Below are 25,800 nucleotides of genomic sequence, written 5' to 3'. Positions count from 1 at the left end.
CGAGTGGTTGTGCCCCCAGGCACGATCAGGCCCGATCGGGCCCGGCGAGTGCCCGGTCAGTCCTTCGTCAGTCCCCGGTCAGTCCCAGGCTCCCACCGCGGCCGGCAGAGCCGCGATCTCGGCCAGGTCCCCGGCCGTCAGCCGGACCTCCGCGGCCCGCGCGTTCTCCGCCGCCCACCGCGCCCGGTCGGCCCCCGGCACCGGAACCACCTGCGGCCCCTGCGCCAGCACCCAGGCCAGCGCCACCTGCGCGACCGTGACACCGGGCCCGTGCCGCCCGGCCACCCGCCGCAGCCCCGCCACCAGCTCCTGGTTCGACGCCATCGCGTGCGCCGTGAACCGCGGATGCCGGGCCCGTACGTCCTGCGACTCGAACCCCTCACCCGGAGTGAGCGTCCCGGTCAGGAACCCGCTGCCCAGCGGCATCGCCGCCAGGAACCCCACGCCGCGCGCCGCACACCACGGCAGGAGCTGCCAGGCCGCCTCCGGCGACCACACCGACAGCTCCGCCTGCACCGCGCTCACCGGGAACACCTGCTGCGCCCGCTCCAGATGCCGCACGGTCGTCCCGTACGCCCGGTCCCCGCGCCGCCCGGCCCCCGGCCCGGCCCCGGCCCCCAGCGCGCAGAAGCCGAGCGCCCGCACCTTCCCCGCGCCCACCAGCTCCGCCATCGCGCCCCAGGTCTCCTCCACCGGCACGTCCGGATCCACCCGGTGCAGCTGGTAGAGGTCTATGACATCGGTCCGCAGCCGCCGCAGCGAGGCGTCGCAGGCGCGCCGCAGATATCCGGGCCGCCCGTCGGCCACCACGTGCTGGTCGCCCGCCCGCAGCCCGACCTTGGCCGAGACGAACGCCTCCGAGCGCCGCTCCGCCAGCACCCGCCCGAGCAGCAGCTCATTGGTGTACGGCCCGTACAGATCAGCCGTGTCCAGCAGGTTCGACCCCAGGTCCAGCGCCGTGTGCACCGCCGCCAGCGACTCCTGCCCCCGCCGCCGCGAAGGCGCATACGCCCAGCTCATCGGCATACAGCCGAGCCCGACGGCGCCCACCGACAGCGCCCCCGCCCCGATCGACCTGCGCTCCACCCGTGCGTCCTCCTCCCGGTCCGGCACTCAACCTAACGGCTGGATCCGGACGCTTGGCATAGCCTCGTGATCATGACTGTAAAGACCCCTGACGTCTGGCTCCCGTTCCCCGCCGAGGAGATCGACGGTCTGCCCGACTCCTTCCGGTACCGCCTGTGGGACGGGGAGGACGTCTTCCCGGCCGATCCGGCCGACTGTGTCTTCTACGTCACCCCGTACATGCAGCCCTCCGAGGTCACCGCGCGCCCGCTGGCCGCCATGCCCGCCCTCCAGGTCGTCCAGACCCTCACCGCGGGCATGGACCACATCCTCGGCGCCGTCGGTGACCTGCGCCCCGGAGTACGGCTGTGCAACGCGGCCGGGGTCCACACTGCGAGCACCGCCGAGCTCGCCCTCACCCTGACCCTCGCCTCCCTGCGCGGCATCCCCGGCATGGTCCGCGGCCAGGACCGCGAGGAATGGCTGTTCGGGGTCTACGACGCCCTCGCCGACAAGTCCGTACTGATCATCGGCTACGGAGCGATCGGCTCGGCCGTCGAGGACCGGCTCGTGCCCTTCGAATGCGAGCGGATCACCCGCGTCGCACGCTCGGCGCGCACCGCACCGCGCGGACCCGTCCACGCCCTGGCCGAGCTGCCCGAACTCCTGCCGCGGGCGGACGTGGTGATCCTCACGACCCCGCTGACCGACAGCACCCGCGGGCTGGCCGGAGCCGAGTTCCTCGCCCGCATGAAGGACGGGGCCCTGCTGGTGAACGTCGCGCGCGGTCCCGTCGTGGACACCAAGTCCCTGCTGGCCGAGGTCGAGTCGGGCCGACTGCGCGCGGCGCTCGACGTGACCGACCCGGAACCGCTGCCCGCAGGCCACCCGCTCTGGCATGCTCCGAATGTTCTGATCACGCCTCATGTCGGCGGCAGCAGCACGGCTTTCGAGCCACGGGCCAAGCGCATGCTGGCGCGCCAGCTCACCCGGTTCGCCGCCGGAGAGCCCGTGGAGCACACGGTGCTGATCACCACCTGACCCCCGGCGCACACGCTCCGCAATCACCCGGATGCGCTCAGTGGGCACAACTCCCCGCGTGGTAACGGAGTGTAGAGAAGGTATGTCCCTGAGTGACGAAAGTGGTGTATCGTCCGGAAGAAGGGGCTGCGCCACGAAAGTCTGGCGCTGGGGAGTGATCGGACACTTTGGGGGGCGACGGGCGATGCACGGCCAATGGACGAAGGATCCGACGCGGCAGAGCCGCCGGAGGCGGCGCTGCCGAGACGGGGCTGCACCGGAACCAGCAGGCGAGGGGGTCCGGTGAGTGCCCCGGGGGCGGCGCTCCTGAACCGTCCGTCCCTGTCGGGCGGAGGCAGGGGCCTGGTCATGCAGGTGCTCCTCGCGCTGGTCAGCGGGGGATACGCCGTCGGCGCCGCCCTCAACTGGGGGTCGGAGGAAGTCGCCGAGATCATGGGTGACTTCGGGCTCAGCGCGGCGGGCTTACTCGCCGCGGTCTCCTGTTTCTCCTACGCGCGGGCGATCGACAGCCGCGAACGTCCCGCCTGGCTGCTCTTCGCCTTCTCCTCCCTCATGGGCGCCTCCGGAAACGCCGTCTGGGGCTGGTACGAGGTGATCCTCGGCCAGGACGTGCCGAAGCCCTCGCTGGCCGACTTCGCCTTCCTGTGCTTCGCCCCGCCGGCCATCGTGGGCCTGCTCGTCCTCGCCAAGCGCCCGGTCACCCGCGCCGGCTGGGTCTGCCTCGGGCTCGACTCCTGGCTCATCGGCGGCTCCCTGCTCACCCTCTCCTGGAGCCTGGCGCTGGCCCACGCGGCGCGGACCGCGCAGTCCGGCGCCCCCGGCAGCGTCCCGCGCGCCGCCCTCTCCCTCGCCTATCCGCTCCTGGACATCGCGCTGGTCTCGATGGTCCTGGTCCTGCACTTCCGGCGGTCCGAGACCAACCGCTCGGCCGTCAACACCGCCATCGCCGCGCTCGCCCTGACCGTTCTCAGCGACGCGCTGTTCACCTCACCGCTGCTGAGCGCGGAGTACCAGTCCGGCCAGCTGCTCGACGCCGGCTGGTTCGTCGGGTCGCTGCTGCTTGCGTACGCGCCCTGGGGTGCCCGGCGCCTCCATCCGGGACCGGAGCCCGTCGGCCCCCGGCGTGTCGAGAGGCCGCACAGCCGCCCCATCACCGGGTCGCTGCCCGCCCTCACCCCGTACCTCGCGGCCGCCGTGTGCACCCTGGGCATCCTCTACAACGTCGTGGACGGCCGGAAGGTCGACCGGATGGTCGTCTTCACCGGCTGCACCGTCGTGCTCGCCCTCGTCATCCGCCAGGGCATCATGCTCCTCGACAACATCGCGCTGACCCAGGAACTGGCCCAGAAGGAGAACCACTTCCGCTCCCTGGTCCAGGGCTCGAGCGACGTCATCATGATCGCCGCACCCACCGGCACCCTGCGGTACGTGAGCCCCGCCGCCGCCGGGGTCTACGGCCGCGAGGCGGAGGAGCTGGTCGGCACCGAGCTCGCCACCCTGATCCACCCCGACGACCTCGGCAGAGTGGTCCACGAGGTGCGCCGTTTCCTCGCCGCTCCGCCGACCGAGGAACCCACCACCCGCATCGAATGCCGCTTCAAATCGGGCGGCGGCGAGTGGCTCAACGTGGAGTCCACCGTCAACCGCCACCAGGGCGGACTCATCCTCAACAGCCGGGACGTCACCGAGCGGGTCCGCCTCCAGGCGCAGCTCCAGCACAGCGCCGAACACGACCCGCTCACCGACCTGCCCAACCGGGCCCTGTTCACCCGCCGCGTCCGCCAGGCGCTGACCGGCCGGCGCGCGGGCGACCACAGCACCGCCGTCCTCTTCATCGACCTCGACGGCTTCAAGGCGGTCAACGACACCATCGGCCACCAGGCCGGTGACGAGCTGCTCGTCGAGGCCGCCCACAGGCTCCAGGACTCGGTCCGGGCCGGGGACACCGCTGCCCGCCTCGGCGGCGACGAGTTCGCGGCGCTGATCCTGGGCGACGGCAGCCGCGACCGCAGCGCCCGCGAGTACCAGGTGCACGAGATCGCCGACCGGCTGCGCACCACGCTCTCCCAGCCGTACCGGATCGCCGGCAGCGAGGTCCGGGTCGCCGCCAGCATCGGTGTGGCCTTCGCCGACCCCGGCATCACCCCTTCGGACCTGATGCGCAACGCGGATCTCGCGATGTACCGGGCCAAGGCCGGAGGCAAGGACCGCGTCGAGCTGTACGCCCCGCAGATGCAGGCCGAGGTCGTACGGAAGGCCGAGCTGGCGGGGCGGCTGCGGACCGCGCTCCACGAGGGGGAGTTCGCGCTGCTGCACCAGCCCGTGGTCTCGCTGGCCACCGGCGAGGTCTCCACCGTGGTCGCGCAGGCCCGCTGGCGCTCGGCCCAGGGGATCCTCTTCACCCCGGCGGAGTTCCTCCGGGTGGCCGAGTACAGCGAGGGCGCCGCCGCCACGGGGCCGGATGCCCCTCCCGGCTTCGCCGCGGGCACCAGCACCCGCAGCGCCGAGCTGGGGCGCTGGCTGCTGGAGCAGGCCGTGGAACAGGCCGCCGACCGGCACCGGGCCGGGCACGGCGTACCCGTGGCCGTGCGGATGACCGCCCAGCGGCTGCTCGACCGCGCCGTGCCCCTCGGCTCCGTGGAGGCGCTGCTGACCCGGCACGGGCTGCCCTCCGGAGCCCTGGTCCTGGAGCTCGCCGTATCCGACCCCAGAGTGCCCTTCGACGATCTGGAACGCCGCCTGACGGCCCTGCACCGGCTCGGGGTGGGCATCGCGCTGGACGGTTTCGGGAGCGGCTATGCGGCCATCAGCGCCCTGCGCCGCCTCCCGGTGGACATGCTCAAGCTGGACCGCGGCCTGGTGGAGGGCGTCGTGGAGTCCGCCCGCCTGCACAAGATCACCGCAGGTTTGTTGCGGATCGCAAACGACCTGGGCATGCAATCGGTGGCCGACGGGGTGGATCTGCCCGAGCAGGTCATGGCCCTGCGCGCCATGGGGTGCACCCACGGCCAGGGGATGGCCTTCTCCGGGCCACTCGATGAATACAGGCTGCGGCGGGCGCTCGTGCGCGGTACGTTCCCCGTACCGGGTGGTGCGGTGCAGCCCGCCCTGGCCGGTGGTTCGTCCGGGGGATCGATGGCCATCCACAGAGGCTCACATAATGAGACGCCCGTCCCACCTACTTGACATCACCCTCCCGCCGGAGGGAGGGTCAGTGCCATGCGCACCCGAATTCTCGTACTTGGAAAGCGCGTCGGCTGAAGCAGGGGCCAGCATGTCCCCGCTCAACGAACCCGACGCGCTCCCCTCGCTTGCCTCCCGGCACGAGGGGTTTTTTGTTGCACTGGCACAGAGTCGAATCCTCGTAAAACCCTCAGCTTCGAGAAGAGAATGCCGATGACCGAGCAGGCCACCGGGGCCCACCATCCGCAGCCGCGGCCCCGTTCCGGCGGACAGCAGTCCGCCGCAGTTGAGCACGTCACGGGTGCGCAGTCCCTCATCCGCTCTCTCGAAGAGGTGGGGTGCGACACCGTCTTCGGTATTCCGGGCGGCGCCATCCTCCCCGCGTACGACCCGATGATGGACTCGAAGAAGGTCCGTCACATCCTGGTCCGCCACGAGCAGGGGGCCGGCCACGCCGCCACCGGTTACGCGCAGGCCACCGGCAAGGTCGGCGTCTGTATGGCCACCTCCGGCCCGGGTGCCACGAACCTGGTCACCCCGATCGCCGACGCGCACATGGACTCCGTCCCGCTCGTCGCCATCACCGGCCAGGTCTCCTCCAAGGCGATCGGTACCGACGCCTTCCAGGAGGCGGACATCGTCGGCATCACGATGCCGATCACCAAGCACAACTTCCTGGTCACCAAGGCCGAGGACATCCCGCGGACGATCGCCGAGGCCTTCCACATCGCCTCCACCGGCCGCCCCGGCCCGGTCCTGGTCGACATCGCCAAGGACGCCCTCCAGGCGAGGACCACCTTCTCGTGGCCGCCCGCCCAGGACCTCCCCGGTTACCGGCCGGTCACCAAGCCGCACGCCAAGCAGATCCGCGAGGCCGCCAAGCTCATCTGCCAGGCCAAGCGCCCGGTGCTGTACGTCGGCGGCGGCGTCATGAAGTCCGGCGCGACCGCCGAGCTGAAGGTCCTCGCCGAGCTGACCGGGGTCCCGGTCTGCACCACGCTGATGGCGCTCGGCTCCTTCCCCGACAGCCACCCGCTGCACGTCGGCATGCCGGGCATGCACGGCAGCGTCACCGGCGTCACCGCGCTGCAGAAGTCGGACCTGCTGATCGCGCTCGGCACCCGCTTCGACGACCGCGTCACCGGCAAGCTGGACAGCTTCGCCCCGTTCGCCAAGATCATCCACGCGGACATCGACCCGGCCGAGATCGGTAAGAACCGCGCGGTCGACGTCCCGATCGTCGGCGACGCCCGCGAGGTCATCGCCGACCTGATCCAGGCCGTCCAGGCCGAGCACACCGAGGGCAACGCCGGCGACTACAGCGCCTGGTGGAAGGACCTCAGCCGCTGGCGCGACACGTACCCGCTGGGCTACGACCTGCCCGAGGACGGCAGCCTCTCGCCGCAGCAGGTCATCGAGCGGATCGGCGCGCTCGCGCCGAAGAGCACGATCTTCGCGGCCGGCGTCGGCCAGCACCAGATGTGGGCCTCGCACTTCGTGAAGTACGAGGAGCCCCGCACCTGGCTGAACTCCGGCGGCGCCGGAACCATGGGCTACGCGGTCCCGGCCGCGATGGGTGCCAAGGTCGGCATGCCCGAGCGCACGGTCTGGGCGATCGACGGCGACGGCTGCTTCCAGATGACCAATCAGGAACTGGTCACCTGCGCGCTGAACAACATCCCGATCAAGGTCGCGATCATCAACAACGGCGCGCTGGGCATGGTCCGCCAGTGGCAGACGCTGTTCTACAACCAGCGGTACTCCAGCACCGTGCTGCACGCTGACGAGACCGGCCACGACGCGGTCGGCTCCCAGCTCGGCGAGTCGATCGCCCCCCGCAAGGGCACCCGCGTCCCGGACTTCGTCAAGCTGTCCGAGGCCATGGGCTGCGTCGCCCTGCGCTGCGAGGACCCGGCCGACCTCGACAAGGTCATCGCCGAGGCCAACGCGATCAACGACCGTACGGTGGTCATCGACTTCATCGTCCACGAGGACGCCATGGTGTGGCCGATGGTCGCCGCCGGCACCTCCAACGACGAGGTCATGGCAGCCCGGGGCGTCCGTCCCGACTTCGGCGACAACGAAGACGACTGAGCCGAGAGAGCCGAGAGAGAGAACGCCTCACATGTCCAAGCACACGCTCTCCGTCCTGGTCGAGAACACGCCCGGCATCCTCGCCCGGATCGCCGCGCTGTTCTCCCGCCGCGGGTTCAACATCGACTCCCTCGCGGTCGGTGTCACGGAGCACCCCGACATCTCCCGCATCACCATCGTCGTGAACGTCGAGGACCTTCCGCTGGAGCAGGTGACCAAGCAGCTCAACAAGCTGGTCAACGTGCTCAAGATCGTCGAGCTGGAGTCGCACAACGCGATCGAGCGCGAACTCGTCCTGGTGAAGGTCCGCGCCGACAACGAGACCCGCTCGCAGATCGTCGAGATCGTCCAGCTGTTCCGCGCCAAGACGGTCGATGTCTCCCCGGAGGCCGTCACCATCGAGGCCACCGGCGGTTCCGACAAGCTCGGCGCGATGCTCAAGATGCTGGAGCCCTTCGGCATCAAGGAGCTCGTGCAGTCCGGCACGATCGCCATAGGGCGTGGCGGACGGTCCATCACGGACCGCAGCCTGCGCGCGCTCGACCGCAGCGCCTGACACGGCCGACACGGCTGACGTGCCGGACGTGTTCGACCTGTTCGACGTGTCCGGCACAACAGACACGCAAGACACGTCGGACACGCTCACGTTCGCATAGCGAGACCGAGAAACTCAGATTCCGTTCCCCGCCGTACGGTGGGAGCAACACCAGCGCACCAAGGAGATATCCCAGTGGCCGAGCTGTTCTACGAGAACGACGCCGACCTGTCCATCATCCAGGGCCGCAAGGTCGCGGTCATCGGTTACGGCAGCCAGGGCCACGCCCACGCGCTGTCGCTCCGTGACTCCGGCGTCGACGTCGTCGTCGGCCTGAAGGAGGGCTCGAAGTCCAAGGCCAAGGCCGAGGAGCAGGGTCTGAAGGTCCTCCCCGTGGCCGAGGCCGCCGAGTGGGCGAACGTCATCATGATCCTCACCCCGGACCCGCTCCAGGCCGAGATCTACGAGGAGTCCATCAAGGACCACCTCAAGGAGGGTGACGCGCTCTTCTTCGGCCACGGCTTCAACGTCCGCTACGGCTTCATCAAGCCCCCGGCCAACGTGGACGTCGCCCTGGTCGCCCCGAAGGGCCCGGGTCACCTGGTCCGCCGCCAGTACGAGGAGGGCCGCGGCGTTCCGTGTATCGCGGCCGTCGAGCAGGACCACTCGGGCAACGCCTTCGCCCTCGCGCTCTCGTACGCGGCCGGCATCGGCGGCACCCGCGCCGGCGTCATCAAGACCACCTTCACCGAGGAGACCGAGACCGACCTGTTCGGTGAGCAGGCCGTCCTCTGCGGTGGCGCCTCCGCGCTGGTCAAGGCCGGTTTCGAGACCCTGACCGAGGCCGGCTACCAGCCGGAGATCGCGTACTTCGAGTGCCTGCACGAGCTGAAGCTCATCGTGGACCTCATGTACGAGGGCGGCCTGGAGAAGATGCGCTGGTCGGTCTCCGAGACCGCCGAGTGGGGCGACTACATCACCGGCCCGCGGATCATCACCGACGCCACCAAGGCCGAGATGAAGAAGGTCCTCGCCGAGATCCAGAACGGCGAGTTCGCCAACACCTGGATGGCCGAGTACAAGGCCGGTCTGCCGAAGTACAACGAGTACAAGAAGGCCGACGAGGCGCACCTGCTCGAGACCACCGGCAAGAAGCTGCGCAAGCTGATGAGCTGGGTCGACAGCAGCGAGAGCTGATCGAGTGAACGGCGGGGCCGGGACGGTGCGTCCCGGCCCCGCGGCACATGGCCGGAAGGCCGCACGACACCCCGGCTTGTCCAAGGCGGCCAACCACGGACGGGTGATCCTTCCGTACAGGCGGAAATCCTGTCCGCCACCGCCACTACACTGCTCAACACATACGCGTCAGGCCCACAGTGTCGTGCGTCTTCCACGCGGCTACCCCCTCCACGCCTGCGGCCGTCGGGACGGCCGTCCGCACTGGACCTGTGAGGACCCACGTGAGCTCGAAACCTGTCGTACTCATCGCCGAAGAGCTGTCGCCCGCCACCGTGGAGGCGCTCGGCCCGGACTTCGAGATCCGGCACTGCAACGGCGCCGACCGCGCCGAGCTGCTGCCCGCGATCGTCGACGCCGACGCGATCCTCGTCCGCTCCGCGACCAAGGTCGACGCCGAGGCCATCGCCGCCGCCAAGAAGCTGCGGGTCGTCGCCCGCGCCGGCGTCGGTCTGGACAACGTCGACGTCTCCGCCGCCACCAAGGCCGGCGTGATGGTCGTCAACGCGCCGACCTCGAACATCGTGACCGCCGCCGAGCTCGCCTGCGGCCTGCTCGTCGCCACCGCCCGCCACATCCCGCAGGCCAACACCGCCCTGAAGAACGGTGAGTGGAAGCGGAACAAGTACACGGGTGTCGAACTCAGCGAGAAGACCCTCGGCGTCGTCGGCCTCGGCCGCATCGGCGTCCTGGTCGCGCAGCGCATGTCGGCCTTCGGCATGAAGATCGTCGCGTACGACCCCTACGTACAGCCCGCGCGCGCCGCCCAGATGGGCGTCAAGATGCTGACGCTGGACGAGCTCCTGGAGGTCGCCGACTTCATCACCGTGCACCTGCCCAAGACCCCCGAGACCCTCGGTCTCATCGGGCACGAGGCCCTGCACAAGGTGAAGCCGTCCGTCCGTATCGTGAACGCCGCGCGCGGCGGGATCGTGGACGAGGCCGCCCTGTACGCGGCCATCAAGGAGGGCCGCGTCGCCGGCGCCGGACTCGACGTCTACGCGAAGGAGCCCTGCACGGACTCCCCGCTCTTCGAGCTCGACCAGGTCGTCTGCACCCCGCACCTCGGCGCGTCCACGGACGAGGCCCAGGAGAAGGCCGGTGTCTCGGTCGCCAAGTCGGTGCGCCTCGCGCTCGCCGGTGAGCTCGTGCCGGACGCGGTCAACGTCCAGGGCGGCGTCATCGCCGAGGACGTCCGTCCCGGCCTGCCGCTCGCCGAGAAGCTCGGCCGCATCTTCACCGCCCTCGCGGGCGAGGTCGCGGTCCGCCTCGACGTCGAGGTCTACGGCGAGATCACCCAGCACGACGTGAAGGTGCTCGAACTCTCCGCGCTCAAGGGTGTCTTCGAGGACGTCGTCGACGAGACGGTCTCCTACGTCAACGCCCCGCTGTTCGCGCAGGAGCGCGGTGTCGAGGTGCGCCTGACCACCAGCTCGGAGTCCCCGGACCACCGCAACGTGGTGACCGTCCGCGGCACCCTCTCCGACGGCCAGGAGGTGTCGGTCTCCGGCACGCTCGCGGGCCCGAAGCACCTGCAGAAGATCGTCGGTGTGGGCGAGTACGACGTGGACCTGGCGCTCGCCGACTACATGGTCGTGCTGCGCTACACCGACCGCCCGGGCGTGGTCGGCGCCGTCGGCCGCGTGCTCGGCGAGGCCGGGCTGAACATCGCGGGCATGCAGGTCGCCCGTGCCGAGGAGCACGGAGAGGCGCTCGCCGTGCTGACGGTCGACGCCGAGGTCCCGGCGAACGTCCTCGCGGACATCTCCGCCGAGATCGGCGCCGTGTCGGCGCGCACGGTCAGCCTCGGCTGAACCGTGTGAGCTGAACTCTTTCCACGCGTGCGAAGGGCCCGGGGGTCTCCCCCCGGGCCCTTTCGCGTGCCGCCGGACACCGTGCACCGCGCAGGATCAGTTGTACGTCGGCTCCTGTACGCCGTCTCCGGGAATCGGGGCCGGTCCCGCCGCGGCCGGGGCTGGGGCTTCGATCCCGCGCATCAGAGCCGCGGCGAGCACGGCCGCCCCGAGCAGCAGCGCCGTACCGCCCCAGGCCGCGTACTGCATCCCGTGGACGAAGGCCTCGCGGGCCAGGGCCAGCACCTGCTCGCCCGCGGCCCCGCCGAGCTGCTGGGCGGTGGCCACCGCGCCGCCCAGGGTCTCCCGGACCGCCGGCTCGGAGTCCGCCAGGTCGCTGCGGTAGACCGCGGTGCCCAGGCTGCCGAGCAGGGCCATGCCGAGCGCGCCGCCGAACTCCTGGCCCGTCTCCAGCAGGGAGGCGGCGGATCCGGCCTTCTCGGCGGGGGCGGAGCCGAGCGCCATGTCCGAGACCAGCGACATCACGGTGACGAGGCCGGAGGCGAGCACCCCGGCGCCGGTCAGCAGCAGCCACAGCGAGTCGTCGCCGACCAGGCTGATCAGGGCGAATCCGGCGGCGGCGAGGACGAACCCGCCGGCGATGACGTAGGCCCGCTTCGTCTTCTGGGCCAGGACCGCGGAGACCGGGGCGGCGGCGCCGATGACGACGGAGGGGGCGAGGCTCCACAGGGCGGCCTCCAGGGTGCCCATCCCCAGCACCGACTGGAGGTACTGGGTGGTGAAGTAGGCCGAGCCCATCATGGCGAAGGCGGCGATGGTGTTGAGGCCGATGGCCGCCCCGAATCCGCGGTGGGCGAAGAGGGCGCGGGGGACCATGGCGTCGTCGCGGCTGCGCTGGCGGCGGACGAAGACGTACCCGACGGCCAGGCCCACGGCCACGCTGCCCAGGTAGAGGGGCTCGAAGCCCTCGGCGGCGATCTCCTTGAGCCCGTAGACGACGGGCAGTACGGCGGCCATGGACAGCGGGACGCTCAGCAGGTCGAAGCGGCCGGGGGCCGGGTCCTTGAACTCCGGGACCAGCACCGGGACCAGGATCAGCAGGAGCACCATCGCGGGCACGTTGATCAGGAAGACCGAGCCCCACCAGAAGTGGTTCAGCATCAGTCCGCTCATGACCGAACCGAGGGCGATGCCGCCGGTCATGACACCGGACCAGATCGCGATGGCCTGGCCGCGCTGCTTGGCGTCCTGGAAGAGGTTCCGTATGAGGGCCAGCGTGGAGGGCATCAGGGTCGCCCCGCCGATGCCGAGCAGGACGCGGGCCGCGATGAGCATCTCCGCGCTGGTGGCGTAGGCGGCGCCGACCGAGGCGAGGCCGAAGGCGGTCGCGCCGATCAGGAGCAGGCGGCGCCGGCCGATGCGGTCGCCCAGCGAACCCATCGTCAGCAGCAGGCCGGAGAGGGCGAAGGCGTAGCTGTCGAAGATCCAGAGCTGCTGGGTGGCGCTGGGGTCCAGCTCGCGGGTGATGGCGGGGATGGCGAAGTAGAGGACGGAGACGTCCATCGAGACCAGGAGCAGCGGCAGCACGAGGACGGTGAAGGCGGTCCATTCGCGGCGGCCGGCGAGGCGCGCTGTGGCGGCGGGGTTCGTCATGAGAAGGAATGTACAGACGTCTTAAACGCTTGTCTATGACGAGCGTATAGAACTTTTGTCCAGGGCTCTTGTCCGTGGCGTTCGCGTTGCTACGGTTGCGCCATGGGACATCGTGAAGATCTGCTCGAAGGTGCCAAGAAGTGCCTGGTCGAGAAGGGTTTCGTGCGCACCACCGCGCGCGACATCGTCAGTGCCTCGGGCACGAACCTGGCGTCCATCGGGTACCACTACGGATCCAAGGACGCCCTGCTCACCCAGGCCTTCATCGCGCTGATGGAGGAGTGGGGGCAGGTCTTCCAGGACGGTCTCGAGGGTGAGGGCGGCTCGCTGGAGCGCTTCCGCGCGCTGTGGGAGGGCGTGCTGGCGCAGCACGAGAAGTCCGGCCCGGTCTGGGCGGCGAGCCTGGAAGTGGCGCTGAGCCGGGACCAGCGGCCGGAGTTGAAGGCGATGCTCGCGGGCTCGCAGGCCGAGGGGCGCCGGGGGCTGATCTCCATGCTGACCGGCACCCCGGAGGACCGGCTCGACGAGCGGGACGTACGCACCCTGGGCGCCTTCTACCAGGCACTGCTGAACGGCCTGATGATCCAGTGGCTGTTCGACCCGGCGACGGCGGCCACGGCGGAGGAGTTCACCGAGGGCATGCGGCGGGCCGCGCAGGCGCTGACGCCCGCCCACGGCGACGACCCGGCCTGAGCGGAGCGAAGGGGCGGTCCGTCACACCGTGACGACGACCTTCGCGCGGGCGTGCTCCACTTCGAGGTACCGGATGGCCTCGGCGGCCTCGCCGAGCGGGTACGTCCGGTCGACCACCGGGGAGACGTCCCCGCGCTCGACGAGCTCCGTCAGCGCCTCCAGGTTCTCCCGCTTCGGCTCCGCCGTCAGCACGAGCAGCCGCTGCCGGCCGGCGAACCGGGACAGGGCCAGCGAACGGTTCCCGACCAGGTCGAACACCACGTCGTACCGCGGCCCGTTGCGGGTGAAGTCCTCGCGGGTGTAGTCGATGACGTGGTCCGCGCCGAGCGAGCGGACCAGGTCCGCGTTCTTCGTGCTGCACACGCCGGTCACCTCCGCGCCGAACGCCTTGGCGATCTGAACGGCGAACGTCCCCACGCCGCCCGAAGCGCCGTTGACCAGGACCCGCTGTCCCGGTCGCACCCGTCCCAGATCGCGCAGACCCATCAGGGCGGTGTTCCCCGCCAGCGGCACCGCGGCGGCCTGCTCGAACGTCAGGTTGGACGGCTTCGCGCCGACCACGTCCTGCGAGGCGCACACGTACTCGGCGAACGCCCCGTCGGCCTCGCCGAACACCTCGTCACCGGGGCGCAGCCGCGTCACGTCCCGGCCCACCGCTTCCACCACGCCCGCGAAGTCCGTGCCGCGGATCCGTTCCTTCGGCCGGGTCAGCCCGAGGACCAGGCGGGCCACGTACGGGTCGCCCCGCATCAGGTGCCAGTCGCGCGCGTTGACCGCGGCGGCGCGGACCCGTACCGGTCTTGGACGATCGCCTTCATCGGGCCTCCGTAGTCAACTGCTCGCGACGGTAGGCGACCGACCGCCGTGCGGACATCGGGGAATCCCCTTAGGGACCTCCGGGGGAGGGGAACCTCAGGCCAGGCGGGCGGCCTTGAGGGCCATGTGCAGCAACAGCCGGTCCTCGCCCTCGTCCAGGTCGAGGCCGGTCAGCTGCTCCACCCTGGCGAGGCGGTAGTACAGCGTCTGCCGGTGGATGCCCAGGGCCGCCGCCGCGCGGCCAGCCTGGCCGGCGCAGTCCAGGAACACCTCTGCCGTACGGGCGAGTTCGCGGTGGGCCGGGCCCAGCAGGGCGCGCGTCGCCGGGTCGTCCACCGGGTCGGCGGCCAGGGCCGCCAGCAGCCGGTACGGGCCGATCGCCGACCAGCGGGCGACGGGGCCGAACCGGGGCTGCGCGGCGGCCGCCCGGGCCGCGGCGACGGCCTGCGCCCAGGCGGCGGGCAACTCCGACAGGACCCGGACGGGTTCGGCGACCCCGGCGGTCACCGCGCCGGGCGTACCCGCAGTGCCCGCCGTGCCCCCCGTACCCGCCGAACGCGGCAGCAGCCGGGCCACCGCCGTCAGGGCCGGAGCCAGCGCGTCCGTCGAGCGCAGCCGGAGCAGGACCGCCAGCGCCAGGCCCCCGCCGGCCCCGCCCTCGTGGCCCGGCCGCGGTACGACGCACACCGCCGCCGCGCCCGGCACCGAAGCCGGAGCCTCCCCGGACCACGGCGCCACGCACACCGCCGCGTGCAGCCCTTCCGCGGCCGGGCCCAGGGCGACCCGCAGCGCGGCCACCGCCATGTCCTGCTGCCAGCCCCGTCCGGCCGTGAGCACCGCCAGGAACTCCCGCGACAGGTCGGCCCCCGCCTTAGCCTCCTCGTCGAGCAGGACCCCGATGCGCTGGGCCACCTCCAAGGCCGCGGCCAGCTCCGCCGGACCCGGGCCGGGATCCTGGTCGAGGAGCCACACGTAGCCCTGCACGATGCCCCGGCAGCGCACCGGCAGGCAGATCCGCCCCCGGAAGACCCCGGCCTCGGGCGCCGCCGGGATGTGCACCGGCCCCGTGGCGCGGGCGATGCCGAAGCCCTCGAACCAGGACCGGACGGCCGCCGTCGACTGCCGGGTCAGGATCGAGCGGGTCCGTACCGGGTCCATCGCCGCGTCGTCGTCGCTGTCGTGCGCGCCGAAGGCGATGAGGCGGAAGTCCCGGTTCTCCAGCGTCGCCGGGGCGCCGAGCAGCGCCGAGATCTCGTCCACCAGGTCCTGGTAATCGCCCTTCACCCAGACATTCTCCCACCCGCGCGCCCGCTCTTCAGACAGATGTATGAGATCCGGGCCACGGATGCGTGACAGCTGTCGATGGCAGAGGATCAAACCGATCCTTAGGTTTCACGGTGGTTTTACTTGCGCTTTTCTTCCGCCACCCGTTGGAGGTGCCCCCGTGCTGGGTCCCGTGATCCTCGCCGCTTCGCGCAGCGACAAGATGCGTCGTATCGTCTCTGCCGCCCCGGTGACCAAGCCCGTGGTGAACCGGTTCATCCCCGGTGAGACGGTCGACCAGGTGATCCCGATCGTCGAGGACCTCACGCGCAGCGGCCTGGAGGTCACCCTCGACGTCGTCGGCGAGGACATCACCGAGGTGGCGCAGTCGCACGCCGCGCGGGACGCCTACCTCCAGCTCATCGAGCGCCTCGCGGAGCTCGGCCTCGGCGAGACCGTCGAGATGTCGGTCAAGCTGTCGATGTTCGGCCAGGCGCTGGAAGGCGGCCACGAGCTCGCGCTGGCCAACGTCCGCCCGGTGGTCGAGGCCGCCGCCGCCATCGGCACCACCGTGACGCTGGACGCCGAGGACCACACCACCCTCGACTCGATGTTCGCCATCCACGAGGAGCTGCGCCGGGACTTCCCGCAGACCGGCTGCGTCATCCAGGCCTACCTCTTCCGCACGGAGGCCGACGCCCGCCGGCTGGCCGACTCCGGCAGCCGCGTCCGGATCGTGAAGGGCGCCTACAAGGAGCCCGCCGAGGTCGCGTACCAGGACAAGGCCGAGATCGACAAGGCGTACGTCCGGATCATGAAGATCCTGATGGACGGCGAGGGCTACCCGATGATCGGGTCCCACGACCCGCGGCTCATCGCCATCGGCCAGGAGCTCGCCCGCCAGGCCGGGCGCAAACTGGACGAGTACGAGTTCCAGATGCTGTACGGCATCCGCAGCGAAGAGCACCTGCGGCTGGCCGCCGAGGGCCACCGGATGCGGGTCTACACCGCGTACGGGACCGACTGGTACGGCTACTTCATGCGCCGCCTCGCGGAGAAGCCGGCCAACCTGCTGTTCTTCCTCCGCTCGATGATCACCAAGAACTAGCCAAGAACTAGGTCAAGGAGTTACCAGCCCCATGGATGCTGTGACCCAGGTCCCCGCTCCGGTCAACGAGCCGGTCCACTCGTACGCCCCCGGAACCCCGGAGCGCGCGCGGCTCGAAGTGCAGCTCAAGCAGCTGTCCGAGAACCCGATCGACCTCCCGATGACGATCAACGGCGTCAAGCGGATGGGCGGCGGCGAGCGTTTCGACGTGGTCCAGCCGCACGACCACAAGTCGGTGCTCGGCACCTACGCCAACGCCACCCAGGCAGACGCGCAGGAGGCCGTCGACGCCGCCCTCGCCGCCGCCCCGGCCTGGCGCTCGATGTCCTTCGACGACCGCGCCGCGATCATCCTGCGCGCCGCGGAGCTGCTGTCCGGCCCGTGGCGCGAGAAGCTCGCCGCCTCGACCATGCTGGGCCAGTCGAAGACCGCCCAGCAGGCCGAGATCGACACCCCGTGCGAGCTCGTCGACTTCTGGCGCTTCAACGTCCACTTCGCCCGCCAGATCCTGGCCGAGCAGCCGGTCGCGAACTCCGCCGGCGTGTGGAACCGCAGCGACCACCGCCCGCTCGAGGGCTTCGTCTACGCGATCACGCCGTTCAACTTCACGGCCATCGCCGGCAACCTGCCGACCGCCCCCGCCCTGATGGGCAACGTGGTCCTGTGGAAGCCGTCCCCGACGCAGACCCACTCCGCGGTCCTCCTGATGGAGCTCCTGGAGGAGGCCGGCCTGCCGAAGGGCGTCATCAACCTGGTGACGGGCGACGGCATCGCCGTGTCCGAGGTGGCCCTGAACCACCCCGAGCTGGCCGGCATCCACTTCACCGGCTCGACCAAGACCTTCCAGTACCTGTGGAAGACGGTCGGCAACAACATCGAGAAGTACAAGTCCTACCCGCGGCTGGTCGGCGAGACCGGCGGCAAGGACTTCGTCGTCGCGCACCCGTCCGCGGACCGCGCGATCCTGAAGACCGCGCTGACCCGCGGCTCCTTCGAGTTCCAGGGCCAGAAGTGCTCGGCGTCCTCGCGCGCCTACGTCCCGGCCTCGATCTGGAACGACGGCTTCAAGGAGGCCTTCGCGGCCGAGGTCAACGGCATCGCCATGGGTGACGTCCGCGACCTGACCAACTTCATCGGCGCCGTCATCGACGAGCGGTCCTTCGCCAAGAACAAGGCCGCGATCGACCGTGCCATCGCCGACCCGACCTGCGAGATCGTCGCGGGCGGCACGTACGACGACTCGGAGGGCTACTTCGTCCGCCCGACCGTCATCGCGTGCACCGACCCGGAGAACGAGGTCTTCACGACCGAGTACTTCGGTCCGATCCTGGCGATCCACGTCTACGAGGACGCCGACTTCGACGCGATGCTGGCCCAGATGGAGTCCGTCTCGGCGTACGCCCTGACCGGCTCGATCATCGCGGCGGACCGCTACGCGGCGGCGGACGCGATGGAGAAGCTCCGCTTCGCGGCGGGCAACTTCTACATCAACGACAAGTCCACCGGCGCCGTCGTCGGCCAGCAGCCCTTCGGCGGCGGCCGTGCCTCGGGCACGAACGACAAGGCCGGCGCGGCGACCAACCTGCAGCGCTGGACGTCGACCCGCTCCATCAAGGAGACCCTGGTCGCGCCGACCGAGTACGGCTACCCCCACATGGGCTGATCCCTGCCCCGCTGAACCCCGCCCCCGCTCCGGTACCCCCAAGTCCGGAGCGGGGGCGGTTCCAGTTCGCGGCCCGGTCAGACCTCGACGATCACCTGGTCCAGGGACTTGCGGACCAGGTCGGGGACCTCGCAGTCGTCCGCCGGGTAGCCGACCGGGATGACCGCGAAGGCCTTCTCGTTCTCGGGGCGGTCCAGGACGTGGGAGAGGAAACGCATCGGGCTCGGCGTGTGGATCAGGGCCGCCAGGCCCGACAGGTGCAGGGCGGAGAGCAGCATGCCGACCGCGATGCCGACCGACTCGTCGACGTAGTAGTGCTTGCGCTTCGTGCCGTCGGGGCCGAGCCAGTAGCGCTGCTGGAAGACCACGATCAGGGCCGGGGCGTCCGTCAGGTGGGTCTTCACGGCGTCCGTGCCGAGGGGGCGCAGGGCCGCGAGCCACTCGTCGCCGAGCCGGCCGTCGTACGAGAGCACCTCCTCCTGCTCGGCGGCGTCGCGGATCTGCCGCCGCACCGCCGGGTCCTTGACGAGGACGAAGGTCCAGGGCTGCTGGTGCGCCCCGGATGGGGCGGTCGCGGCGCACGCGATGGCGTCCCGGACCACCTGCTCGGGCACGGGGTCGGGGGAGAAGCTGCGCACGGTCCGCCGCTCGTCCATCCGCGCCCGCAACTCGGCGGCCCGCGCGAGGGATTCCTCGCCCGGCATCCGCTCGGGCCGGTAGGGGGCGGGACGGTACGGCAGGCCGTGGATCGGGGTCCACTGCTGGGTCTGAGGCGACATGGGGCGAGTCTGCCGAGGCAATGGTCCAGACCGCCAGGGCCGCGTCGGCCGATTCCGGCCGGTGGACGGCGTCCGGCGTCCGCAATGCGGTCCTTGGTACGGTCGCGGGATGAGTGACTGGGATGCGGACGCCGTACGGGTGCGGCTGCGCGCGAAGGTCCTCCGGTACGAGCTGGCCGCGCCGCTTCCGGAGGCGGAGGTCCGGGCCTTCGAGGTGGAGCACGGCATCCGGCTGCCCGAGGAGTACCGGACGTTCGTCACGACGGTCGGCGACGGCCCAGCGGGCCCCCATGGCGGGCTGATGCCCCTGGTCACCCCGCGCCCGGAGGCCGACGACGACTGGGCGGTGGACGGGGAGTGGGAGGACGACCGGCGCCCGGGCCGGCTGGCCTCACCCTGCCCGATCCGGGAACCCCGTACGTTCGACGAGAACCGGCGGTTCGACGAGCGCGAGGCGCTGACCCTGGGCACCCTCGTGCTCGCCGAACAGGGGTGCGGCACGTATACGAGGCTGATCCTCAACGGGCCGCTGGCCGGTCAGGTCTGGTACCTGGACCAGGACTTCGGGACCTGCGTGACCGAGAGCCCGGACTTCCGCACCTGGTACACCGACTGGCTGGAGAAGTGACGGGCGTGCGCGTCGCACACACCGCCGGGCTGACCGGCGACGAGCTCCGCGAGGTGCGGGCCCTGCTGGACGAGGCCTTCGAGGGGGACTTCGGCGAGGAGGACTTCGAGCACGCGCTCGGCGGGATGCACGTGCTGGTCCGGGACGCGGGCGGGGAGCTCGTCGCGCACGGCAGTGTGGTGCAGCGGCGGGTCGTGCACGGTGGGCGGGCCCTGCGGACCGGGTACGTGGAGGCCGTCGCCGTACGGGCCAGCTCGCGGCGGCGGGGCCTCGGCGGGCAGGTCATGGCGGAGCTGGAGCGCGTCATCGGGCGGGCCTACGTGCTGGGCGCGCTGTCGGCGTCGGAGGAGGGGGCCGGGCTCTACCTCGGCCGTGGCTGGTCGGTGTGGCCGGGCCGGGTCGGGGCGCTGTCGCCGGACGGGCCGGTACGCCTCACCGAGGAGGAGGGGTCCACCTACGTGTGGGTGCCGCCCGGCGGGATCCGGCTGGACCCCGGCGGGCGGCTCGACTTCGACTGGCGGGACGGGGACGTCCTGTAGCTACGACCCCGAGATGCTTGCCGCCCCCGACTCGATGTGGCCCGTGTAGCGGCGGGACCAGGTGCCGTCGGAGCCGGCCAGGATCGTGAAGTCGTACCAGCCGTTGCTGTACGCCACCGCGTTGAAGTAGTCCTCGCGCGAGGAGTTCGCCGGAACCGTGTACGTCCACGGGCCGTCCGTGCGGTAGGCGTTGGAGCGGATCGTGAAGGTGACCGCGGCTGCGGAGGCGTTGGTCATCTTGAAGTAGACCGCCGTCTTGCCCGTGCCCGGATCGACCGCGAAGCGCGCCGCCACCTCCAGGTCCTTGCCCGGCTTCGTGGCATCGCCGAGGAAGCGGCGCAGGAAGCGGTTCGGGCCGTACATCGAGATGTCGTACTTGCCCGAGCCGTGGCCGAGGCCGATGTTGAAGTAGTCGCTGCCGGTGCCGCCCGGGTCCACCGTGTACTGCCAGGCGGCCGTGTCCCGGTACTGGTGCGGGTGGATCGAGAAGTGCGCCGCCTGCTTCGCCTCCGCGCCCTGGTTGGTCATCGAGAACCAGGCCAGGATCTTGCCGGCCGCGCCGAACTCCAGGCGGTCCAGGTTGCCGTTGACCTGGTACGGAAGCGCCCGCGCCGGGCGGGTCCCGGCCTCCTGCGCCGGCAGGGCGTTGTCCTGCGGCACCGGGTTGGGGAGCGGGCCGCAGGTCGACTGGCCGATCACCTTGGCGGTGGACGGCAGGCCCGCGGGGACCCCGTAGACCGGGTGCGCGAAGTCGAAGACGCCGGTCAGGTCGCCGGTCACCTTGCGGCGCCAGGCGCTGATGTTCGGACAGGTGGCGGGGGTCCCGAGGGCGGCCGTCCACTTCTCCATGAACCGCAGCACCGAGGTGTGGTCGAAGACCTCCGAGCTCACCCAGCCGCCCCGCGTCCACGGGGACATCACGATCATCGGGACGCGGAAGCCGAGGCCGATCGGGGTGCCGTCGAGGTACTCGCCCGGCGTGCCGGGCGGGGCGACCGGCGGTGGGACGTGGTCGAAGAAGCCGTCGTTCTCGTCGTAGTTGAGGAAGAGGACGGTCGAGTCGAAGACCTCCGGGTTGGCGGCGAGCGCCCGGTAGACGAGGTCGACGAAGTGCGCGCCGTCGCCCGGCGGGGCGTACGGGTGCTCGGAGAAGGCCTCGTTCGCCACGACCCAGGAGACCTGGGGGAGGGTGCCGGCGACGACGTCGGCGCGGATGGCGGCCGCGATGTCGTCCGGGGTGGAGCCGGTGACGCGCGGGACGGACGACATGCCGCGGTCGTACAGCGGGTTGCCGGGGGCCGCGTCCGTGAACTTCTTGAAGTAGGCCAGACCGTTGTCGCCGTAGTTGTCCTGGGCGTTCTGGTAGACCTTCCAGCTCATGCCGGCGCGCTGGAGGGCTTCCGCGTACGTCTCCCAGGTCAGCCCGGACTCGTCGCCGCCGTCCTTGCTGGAGGCGTCGATCTTGCCGCTCCACAGGAAGGTGCGGTTCGGGCCGGTCGCGCTGAGCGTGGAGCAGAAGTAGGCGTCGCAGATGGTGTAGTTGTCGGCGAGTCCGTAGTGGAAGGGGATGTCGCCCCGGTCCAGGTAGCCGAGGGTGCGGGTGTTGCCGACGCCGGTGACGAAGTTGTCCATCCGGCCCTTGTTCCAGGCGGCGTGCTGCGAGGTCCAGCTGTGCGGGAGGTCGCCGTTGCACTGGGCCAGCGTCTCGCCGTCGACCCCGCCCGCGGGCGGGGTCGCGCTCAGCTTCCACGGGTACTGGCGGCCGCCCCAGTTCGGCTGGTTGAACATGCCCCAGCCGCCCGGGATGTTTCCGGCGGCGCGGTCGCCGAAGCCGCGGACACCCTTCAGCTTTCCGAAGTAGTGGTCGAAACTGCGGTTCTCCTGCATCAGGATCACCACGTGCTTCACATCGGTGATCGTGCCGGTCGCGGCGGCCGCGGCAGCTGTCGTCGGCGCGATGGCGGGCAGGGTGGCGCCCGCCATCAGCCCGGCGCCGATTCCCACGAACCCTCTGCGGCTGATCGGTGTCACTGACTGCTCGCCTCCAACTCCAGTGCCCCGCTGGCACATTGACGGCAAGAGTGACGGGCCTCGCGCCAAAGGTCTACATCCGTGCGGTAAGAAGTCGGTGAACATCCGGGTGGCTGGATTCAGCTGTTGAGACCGACGAGCATCTTGCCCAGATTGTCCCCGCGGAACATGCCCAGAAAAGCCTCCACCGTGCGGTCAAATCCCTGCACAACGGTGGTATCGGTACCGATCCGGCCACTGCGCAGATGGGGGACCAGGAAGTCCTCCAGCTCGTCCTGCAGATTGGTGTGATTCCGAACCAATACGCCTTCCAGACGCAGCGATTTGTGTACGACCTCGAAGAGGTTGCGGGGCGCGGCGGGGGAGCGGTCGCCGTTGTACATCGAGATGGCGCCGACCCAGGCGATCCGCCCGTACTCGCGCAGCACGTCGATTGCACCCTCCAGGTGGTCGCCGCCGACGTTGTCCACGTAGACGTCGATCCCGTCGGGCGCCGCCTTCGCGAGCTGCTCGCCGACCGTGCCGTCGTGGTAGTCGAAGGCCGCGTCGAAACCGAGGTTCTCGGTGAGGTGGCGGACCTTGGCCGCCGAGCCCGCGCTGCCGATGATCCGGCGGGCGCCGAGCAGCCGGGCGATGTGGCCGGTGGCGCTGCCGACCCCGCCCGCCGCGGCGGAGACGAAGAGGTCCTCGCCCTCCCGCAGGACCGCGGTCCGGGTCAGGGCGGCGTATGCGGTGAGGCCGGTGCCGCCGAGGACGGACAGGTACGCCTCCAGCGGGACCCCCTCGTGGCCCCGCAGCTTGCGGGTTCCGGCCGCCCCGAGGGTGACGAGGGCGTGGGTGCGCCATCCCTCGCGGTGGAAGACCAGGTCGCCCTCGGCCAGCCCGGGGTCGCGGGAGGCGATCACGCGGCCGACCGAGCGGCCCTCCAGCGGGGCGTTCAGCTCGAGGCCGCCCTCGCCGCCGTCCATCAGCCCGCGGTGGTACGGGTCCACCGAGAGCAGGAGGTTCTCCACCAGGGCGGTCCCGGGCCCCGGTTCCGGGACGGGGTACGCGGCGTAGGTGAAATCGGCGGCGGTGGGGAAACCGGTGGGACGGGCGATCTGGTGGACGGCGTAAGCCGTGTTCGTGGTCATGGCCCAGACGCTAGGAAGGAATCTCCCGGCCGGGCAGGGGGTTGCGCTCATGGAAGCCGCACATGCATGAATGACGCTCATGGAACGAGGTGGGGGCCGGTGTCCGAGCTCCTCCCGCAGGAACTGCGGGTCCTGGTCGCCGTCGCCGAGTCCGGCGGGTTCTCCGCCGCGGCCGCCGCGCTCGGCCTCACCCAGTCGGCCGTATCGCACTCGGTGCGCGGCAGTGAAGCCAAGATCGGCGCGGTGCTCTTCGAGCGCGGGCGGACCGGGGCCTCGCCCACCCCGGCGGGGGAGCGGGCCGTCGGCCACGCGCGCCGGATCCTGCGGCTGTACGAGGTCATGGGCGCGGAGGTGCGCGGCGCGGGCCGGGCCGGGGCGGCGGGTGAATCAGTTGCGGGCGTGCTCCGGATCGCCGCGTTCCGCAGCGCGGCCCTGCACCTGCTGCCGCCCGCCCTGGAGCGGCTCACCGTCCGGCATCCGGGTATCCGCCCCGAGGTCCGGGTGGTGCGCGAACTCGGCGCGGGCACGGCCGGGGAGGTGGCCGCGGGCCGCGCCGACCTGGGGATCGCCACGCTGGGCGGGTCGGACGAGGCGCCGCCCGGCCTGCTGACCGGGGTGCTCGCCGAGGAGGCGTACGCGCTGGTCCACCCGGCCGGGCACCCGGACCCGAAGGCGCTGCCCCTGCTGGACTGGGACGAGAACTGCGGCTCCTACACCCGGGCCTGGTGGCGGGAGCAGGACTGGATCCCGCGGGCCACCGTCAAAGCGGAGGACGACGGGATGGTGCTGACGATGGTCGGCCGCGGGCTCGGCATGGCGATCCTGCCGGAGCTGTCGCTCCGCGAGGCCGGCGAGGCGGTGCAGATCACCGATCTGGGGCCGCGGAGGCCGGTGAGGCAGGTGGGATACGTCACCACGCCGGAATCCGCCGCCACTCTCGCCGTACGTGCTCTGATCAGGGAACTTCGATCGGCGAAGGGCTGAATCGGACCCTCGGAAGGGGGTCTTCCGAGGGGTTCGGCGTCTCAGATAGTAGGAAGTCCGAGTAATTGCGGAGACATACAGCCGGACCTGACCTAGCTTTGTAGAAGCCGAACGTCTCGCCGATCCGGCGAATGGCGGTCGAGAGCGCGCGCCCCTGGCAGGCAACCCCTGCGGCGCACCGCTCCCCGCCTCTTCCGGCGCCTTGAAGGAACCCCTCATCCGTGGCTTCGCCACGCCGTGATCTCAAGGAGTCGATCCACATGACCCCCACCACCGCCGCAGCCCGCCGCGTCCGCCACTCCTCCACGGCCGACGCCGACCGCCGGAACGCCGCCGCCGCGCTCCAGCGGGCCCTCGACCGCCGTGACAACGGCGGGTCGACCGGCCACTGACCACCGAGTCACCCGCTCATCGGACATATTGCGGCTCGCGTCCACATGGCGGACGCAATATGTCTGAGGGCTGGGACAGGGAGTACGGTTCCGTCATGTCGACCAGCATCAATCTCGCAGTGATCCCCGGTGATGGCATCGGCCAGGAAGTCGTGGCTCAGGGCCTCAAGGTCCTTACCGCGGTCCTGCCCCAGGATGTGAAGCTGGAGACCAAGGAATACGACCTCGGCGCCCAGCGCTGGCACCGCACCGGTGAAACCCTCCCGGACGCGGAGCTCGAAGCCCTCAAGCACCACGACGCGATCCTGCTCGGCGCCATCGGCGACCCCTCGGTCCCGTCCGGCGTACTGGAGCGCGGTCTGCTGCTGAAGCTCCGCTTCGCCTTCGACCACTTCATCAACCTGCGCCCCTCGAAGCTCTTCCCCAACACGGCCACCCCGCTCGCCGGCCGTCCGGAGATCGACTTCGTCGTGGTCCGCGAGGGCACCGAGGGCCCGTACACCGGCAACGGCGGCTCGCTGCGCACCGGCACCCCCGCCGAGGTGGCCACCGAGGTCAGCCTCAACACCGCGTACGGCGTGGAGCGCGTGGTCCGTGACGCCTACGAGCGTGCCAACGCCCGCCCCCGCAAGAAGCTGACGCTGGTCCACAAGAACAACGTCCTCGTGTACGCCGGCCACCTGTGGAAGAACATCTTCGACAAGGTCGGCCAGGAGTACCCCGAGGTCACCACCGACTACCTGCACGTCGACGCCGCGACGATCTTCTTCGTCACCCAGCCCGAGCGCTTCGACGTCATCGTCACGGACAACCTCTTCGGTGACATCCTCACCGACCTGGCCGCCGCCGTGACCGGCGGAATCGGCCTGGCCGCCTCGGGGAACATCAACCCGACCGGCGCCTTCCCGTCCATGTTCGAGCCCGTCCACGGCTCGGCCCCGGACATCGCCGGCACCGGCAAGGCCGACCCGACCGCGACGATCCTCTCGGTCGCCCTCCTGCTGCGCCACCTGGGCTACGAGGCCCAGGCCGTCCGCATCGAGGACGCGGTCTCCGCCGATCTCGCGGAGCGAGACGGCACCTTCCGCTCCACCGACGCGATCGGTGACGCCCTGGCCGCGCGCGTAGCCGGCTGACCCGGCAGCACCAC

20 protein-coding genes and 1 pseudogene are annotated in these 25,800 nt (G+C 70.9%); 14 read left to right on the top strand and 7 right to left on the bottom strand.

Going from position 1 to position 25,800, the window contains the following annotated elements; all coding sequences use genetic code 11:
* Positions 1-78: 78 nt before the first annotated feature.
* Positions 79-1,086 carry an aldo/keto reductase gene (locus JIW86_RS14155; RefSeq protein WP_257554034.1) on the bottom strand — a complete coding sequence of 336 codons (1,008 nt, stop codon included), beginning with the start codon at positions 1,084-1,086 and terminating at the stop codon, positions 79-81.
* 72 nt (positions 1,087-1,158) lie between these two features.
* On the opposite strand from JIW86_RS14155, the gene JIW86_RS14150 reads away from it, so the two are divergent.
* The 6 genes from JIW86_RS14150 to serA all read left to right on the top strand — a co-directional run bounded on the left by JIW86_RS14150 (position 1,159) and on the right by serA (position 10,968).
* Positions 1,159-2,106 carry a 2-hydroxyacid dehydrogenase gene (locus JIW86_RS14150; RefSeq protein WP_257554033.1) on the top strand — a complete coding sequence of 316 codons (948 nt, stop codon included), beginning with the start codon at positions 1,159-1,161 and terminating at the stop codon, positions 2,104-2,106.
* A 282-nt stretch (positions 2,107-2,388) separates the two neighbouring features.
* Entirely contained in the window at positions 2,389-5,292 is a 2,904-nt protein-coding gene (locus JIW86_RS14145; RefSeq protein WP_416237563.1) for a putative bifunctional diguanylate cyclase/phosphodiesterase, read from the top strand.
* Between the two features lie 204 nt (positions 5,293-5,496).
* Positions 5,497-7,383: an acetolactate synthase large subunit gene (locus JIW86_RS14140; protein ID WP_257554032.1), complete on the top strand. Its 1,887-nt coding sequence runs from the start codon at positions 5,497-5,499 to the stop codon at positions 7,381-7,383.
* 31 nt (positions 7,384-7,414) lie between these two features.
* The gene (ilvN, locus tag JIW86_RS14135; protein WP_030010002.1) at positions 7,415-7,939 is read left to right on the top strand and encodes an acetolactate synthase small subunit; all 525 of its coding nucleotides are present in this window, start codon (positions 7,415-7,417) and stop codon (positions 7,937-7,939) included.
* Positions 7,940-8,113: 174 nt separating this feature from the next.
* Entirely contained in the window at positions 8,114-9,115 is a 1,002-nt protein-coding gene (gene ilvC, locus JIW86_RS14130; RefSeq protein WP_215140146.1) for a ketol-acid reductoisomerase, read from the top strand.
* A 263-nt stretch (positions 9,116-9,378) separates the two neighbouring features.
* On the top strand, positions 9,379-10,968 hold the full coding sequence (gene serA / locus JIW86_RS14125; RefSeq protein WP_257554031.1) for a phosphoglycerate dehydrogenase: 1,590 nt from the start codon (positions 9,379-9,381) through the stop codon (positions 10,966-10,968).
* A 96-nt stretch (positions 10,969-11,064) separates the two neighbouring features.
* On the opposite strand, the gene JIW86_RS14120 is transcribed toward serA, so the two are convergent.
* Positions 11,065-12,621 carry an MFS transporter gene (locus JIW86_RS14120; protein ID WP_257554030.1) on the bottom strand — a complete coding sequence of 519 codons (1,557 nt, stop codon included), beginning with the start codon at positions 12,619-12,621 and terminating at the stop codon, positions 11,065-11,067.
* 102 nt (positions 12,622-12,723) lie between these two features.
* Between JIW86_RS14120 and JIW86_RS14115 the strand changes: the two genes are divergently transcribed.
* Positions 12,724-13,314, top strand: a complete 591-nt coding sequence (locus tag JIW86_RS14115) for a TetR/AcrR family transcriptional regulator (protein WP_215140143.1) — start codon at positions 12,724-12,726, stop codon at positions 13,312-13,314.
* A 21-nt stretch (positions 13,315-13,335) separates the two neighbouring features.
* Here the strand turns inward: JIW86_RS14115 and JIW86_RS14110 are convergent.
* Positions 13,336-14,139, bottom strand: a pseudogene (locus JIW86_RS14110) (NAD(P)-dependent alcohol dehydrogenase); the annotation flags it as partial.
* Positions 14,140-14,226: 87 nt separating this feature from the next.
* On the bottom strand, positions 14,227-15,414 hold the full coding sequence (locus tag JIW86_RS14105) for a PucR family transcriptional regulator (protein WP_257554029.1): 1,188 nt from the start codon (positions 15,412-15,414) through the stop codon (positions 14,227-14,229).
* A gap of 160 nt (positions 15,415-15,574) precedes the next feature.
* Between JIW86_RS14105 and JIW86_RS14100 the strand changes: the two genes are divergently transcribed.
* Together JIW86_RS14100 and pruA are read left to right on the top strand one after the other, a co-directional pair.
* On the top strand, positions 15,575-16,501 hold the full coding sequence (locus tag JIW86_RS14100) for a proline dehydrogenase family protein (protein ID WP_215149828.1): 927 nt from the start codon (positions 15,575-15,577) through the stop codon (positions 16,499-16,501).
* Between the two features lie 31 nt (positions 16,502-16,532).
* Positions 16,533-18,164 (top strand): L-glutamate gamma-semialdehyde dehydrogenase, encoded by a 1,632-nt coding sequence (gene pruA / locus JIW86_RS14095; protein ID WP_257554028.1) that lies wholly within the window; start codon positions 16,533-16,535, stop codon positions 18,162-18,164.
* Between the two features lie 77 nt (positions 18,165-18,241).
* Here the strand turns inward: pruA and JIW86_RS14090 are convergent, their stop codons facing one another.
* Positions 18,242-18,943, bottom strand: a complete 702-nt coding sequence (locus JIW86_RS14090) for a nitroreductase family protein (protein WP_257554027.1) — start codon at positions 18,941-18,943, stop codon at positions 18,242-18,244.
* Positions 18,944-19,052: 109 nt separating this feature from the next.
* Here JIW86_RS14090 and JIW86_RS14085 point away from each other — a divergent pair, with 109 nt between their 5' ends.
* Positions 19,053-19,571, top strand: coding sequence for an SMI1/KNR4 family protein (locus tag JIW86_RS14085; RefSeq protein WP_257554026.1), 519 nt, complete (start codon positions 19,053-19,055; stop codon positions 19,569-19,571).
* Positions 19,568-20,110: a GNAT family N-acetyltransferase gene (locus tag JIW86_RS14080; protein WP_416237562.1), complete on the top strand. Its 543-nt coding sequence runs from the start codon at positions 19,568-19,570 to the stop codon at positions 20,108-20,110. Before JIW86_RS14085 ends, JIW86_RS14080 begins: the two co-directional genes overlap by 4 nt.
* Here JIW86_RS14080 and JIW86_RS14075 read toward each other — a convergent pair whose 3' ends face one another.
* Positions 20,111-22,141, bottom strand: coding sequence for a phosphocholine-specific phospholipase C (locus JIW86_RS14075; protein WP_257554024.1), 2,031 nt, complete (start codon positions 22,139-22,141; stop codon positions 20,111-20,113). It abuts the gene before it with no gap.
* A 119-nt stretch (positions 22,142-22,260) separates the two neighbouring features.
* Positions 22,261-23,274 (bottom strand): NADP-dependent oxidoreductase, encoded by a 1,014-nt coding sequence (locus JIW86_RS14070; RefSeq protein WP_257554023.1) that lies wholly within the window; start codon positions 23,272-23,274, stop codon positions 22,261-22,263.
* Between the two features lie 99 nt (positions 23,275-23,373).
* On the opposite strand from JIW86_RS14070, the gene JIW86_RS14065 reads away from it, so the two are divergent.
* From JIW86_RS14065 to JIW86_RS14055, 3 genes are all read left to right on the top strand, one after another.
* Positions 23,374-24,258 carry a LysR family transcriptional regulator gene (locus tag JIW86_RS14065; RefSeq protein ID WP_257554022.1) on the top strand — a complete coding sequence of 295 codons (885 nt, stop codon included), beginning with the start codon at positions 23,374-23,376 and terminating at the stop codon, positions 24,256-24,258.
* A 260-nt stretch (positions 24,259-24,518) separates the two neighbouring features.
* A complete protein-coding gene (locus JIW86_RS14060; RefSeq protein WP_257554021.1) occupies positions 24,519-24,650 on the top strand; it encodes a hypothetical protein in 132 nt (43 codons plus the stop codon).
* Between the two features lie 95 nt (positions 24,651-24,745).
* Positions 24,746-25,786 (top strand): 3-isopropylmalate dehydrogenase, encoded by a 1,041-nt coding sequence (locus JIW86_RS14055; RefSeq protein ID WP_215149820.1) that lies wholly within the window; start codon positions 24,746-24,748, stop codon positions 25,784-25,786.
* Positions 25,787-25,800 lie beyond the last annotated feature (14 nt).

It is taken from the genome of Streptomyces sp. NBC_00162 (assembly GCF_024611995.1).
GTDB lineage: Bacteria > Actinomycetota > Actinomycetes > Streptomycetales > Streptomycetaceae > Streptomyces.
This window is presented reverse-complemented; position numbering and strand designations above follow the sequence as displayed.

Excerpts from the sequence above, each read along its gene's own strand:
- JIW86_RS14150 (WP_257554033.1), top strand. The coding sequence starts at position 1,159 with ATGACTGTAAAGACCCCTGACGTCTGGCTCCCGTTCCCCGCCGAGGAG.
- JIW86_RS14140 (WP_257554032.1), top strand. The coding sequence starts at position 5,497 with ATGCCGATGACCGAGCAGGCCACCGGGGCCCACCATCCGCAGCCGCGG.
- ilvN (WP_030010002.1), top strand. The coding sequence starts at position 7,415 with ATGTCCAAGCACACGCTCTCCGTCCTGGTCGAGAACACGCCCGGCATC.
- JIW86_RS14120 (WP_257554030.1), bottom strand. The coding sequence starts at position 12,621 with ATGACGAACCCCGCCGCCACAGCGCGCCTCGCCGGCCGCCGCGAATGG.
- JIW86_RS14115 (WP_215140143.1), top strand. The coding sequence starts at position 12,724 with ATGGGACATCGTGAAGATCTGCTCGAAGGTGCCAAGAAGTGCCTGGTC.
- pruA (WP_257554028.1), top strand. The coding sequence starts at position 16,533 with ATGGATGCTGTGACCCAGGTCCCCGCTCCGGTCAACGAGCCGGTCCAC.
- JIW86_RS14090 (WP_257554027.1), bottom strand. The coding sequence starts at position 18,943 with ATGTCGCCTCAGACCCAGCAGTGGACCCCGATCCACGGCCTGCCGTAC.
- JIW86_RS14085 (WP_257554026.1), top strand. The coding sequence starts at position 19,053 with ATGAGTGACTGGGATGCGGACGCCGTACGGGTGCGGCTGCGCGCGAAG.
- JIW86_RS14070 (WP_257554023.1), bottom strand. The coding sequence starts at position 23,274 with ATGACCACGAACACGGCTTACGCCGTCCACCAGATCGCCCGTCCCACC.
- JIW86_RS14060 (WP_257554021.1), top strand. The coding sequence starts at position 24,519 with ATGACCCCCACCACCGCCGCAGCCCGCCGCGTCCGCCACTCCTCCACG.
- JIW86_RS14055 (WP_215149820.1), top strand. The coding sequence starts at position 24,746 with ATGTCGACCAGCATCAATCTCGCAGTGATCCCCGGTGATGGCATCGGC.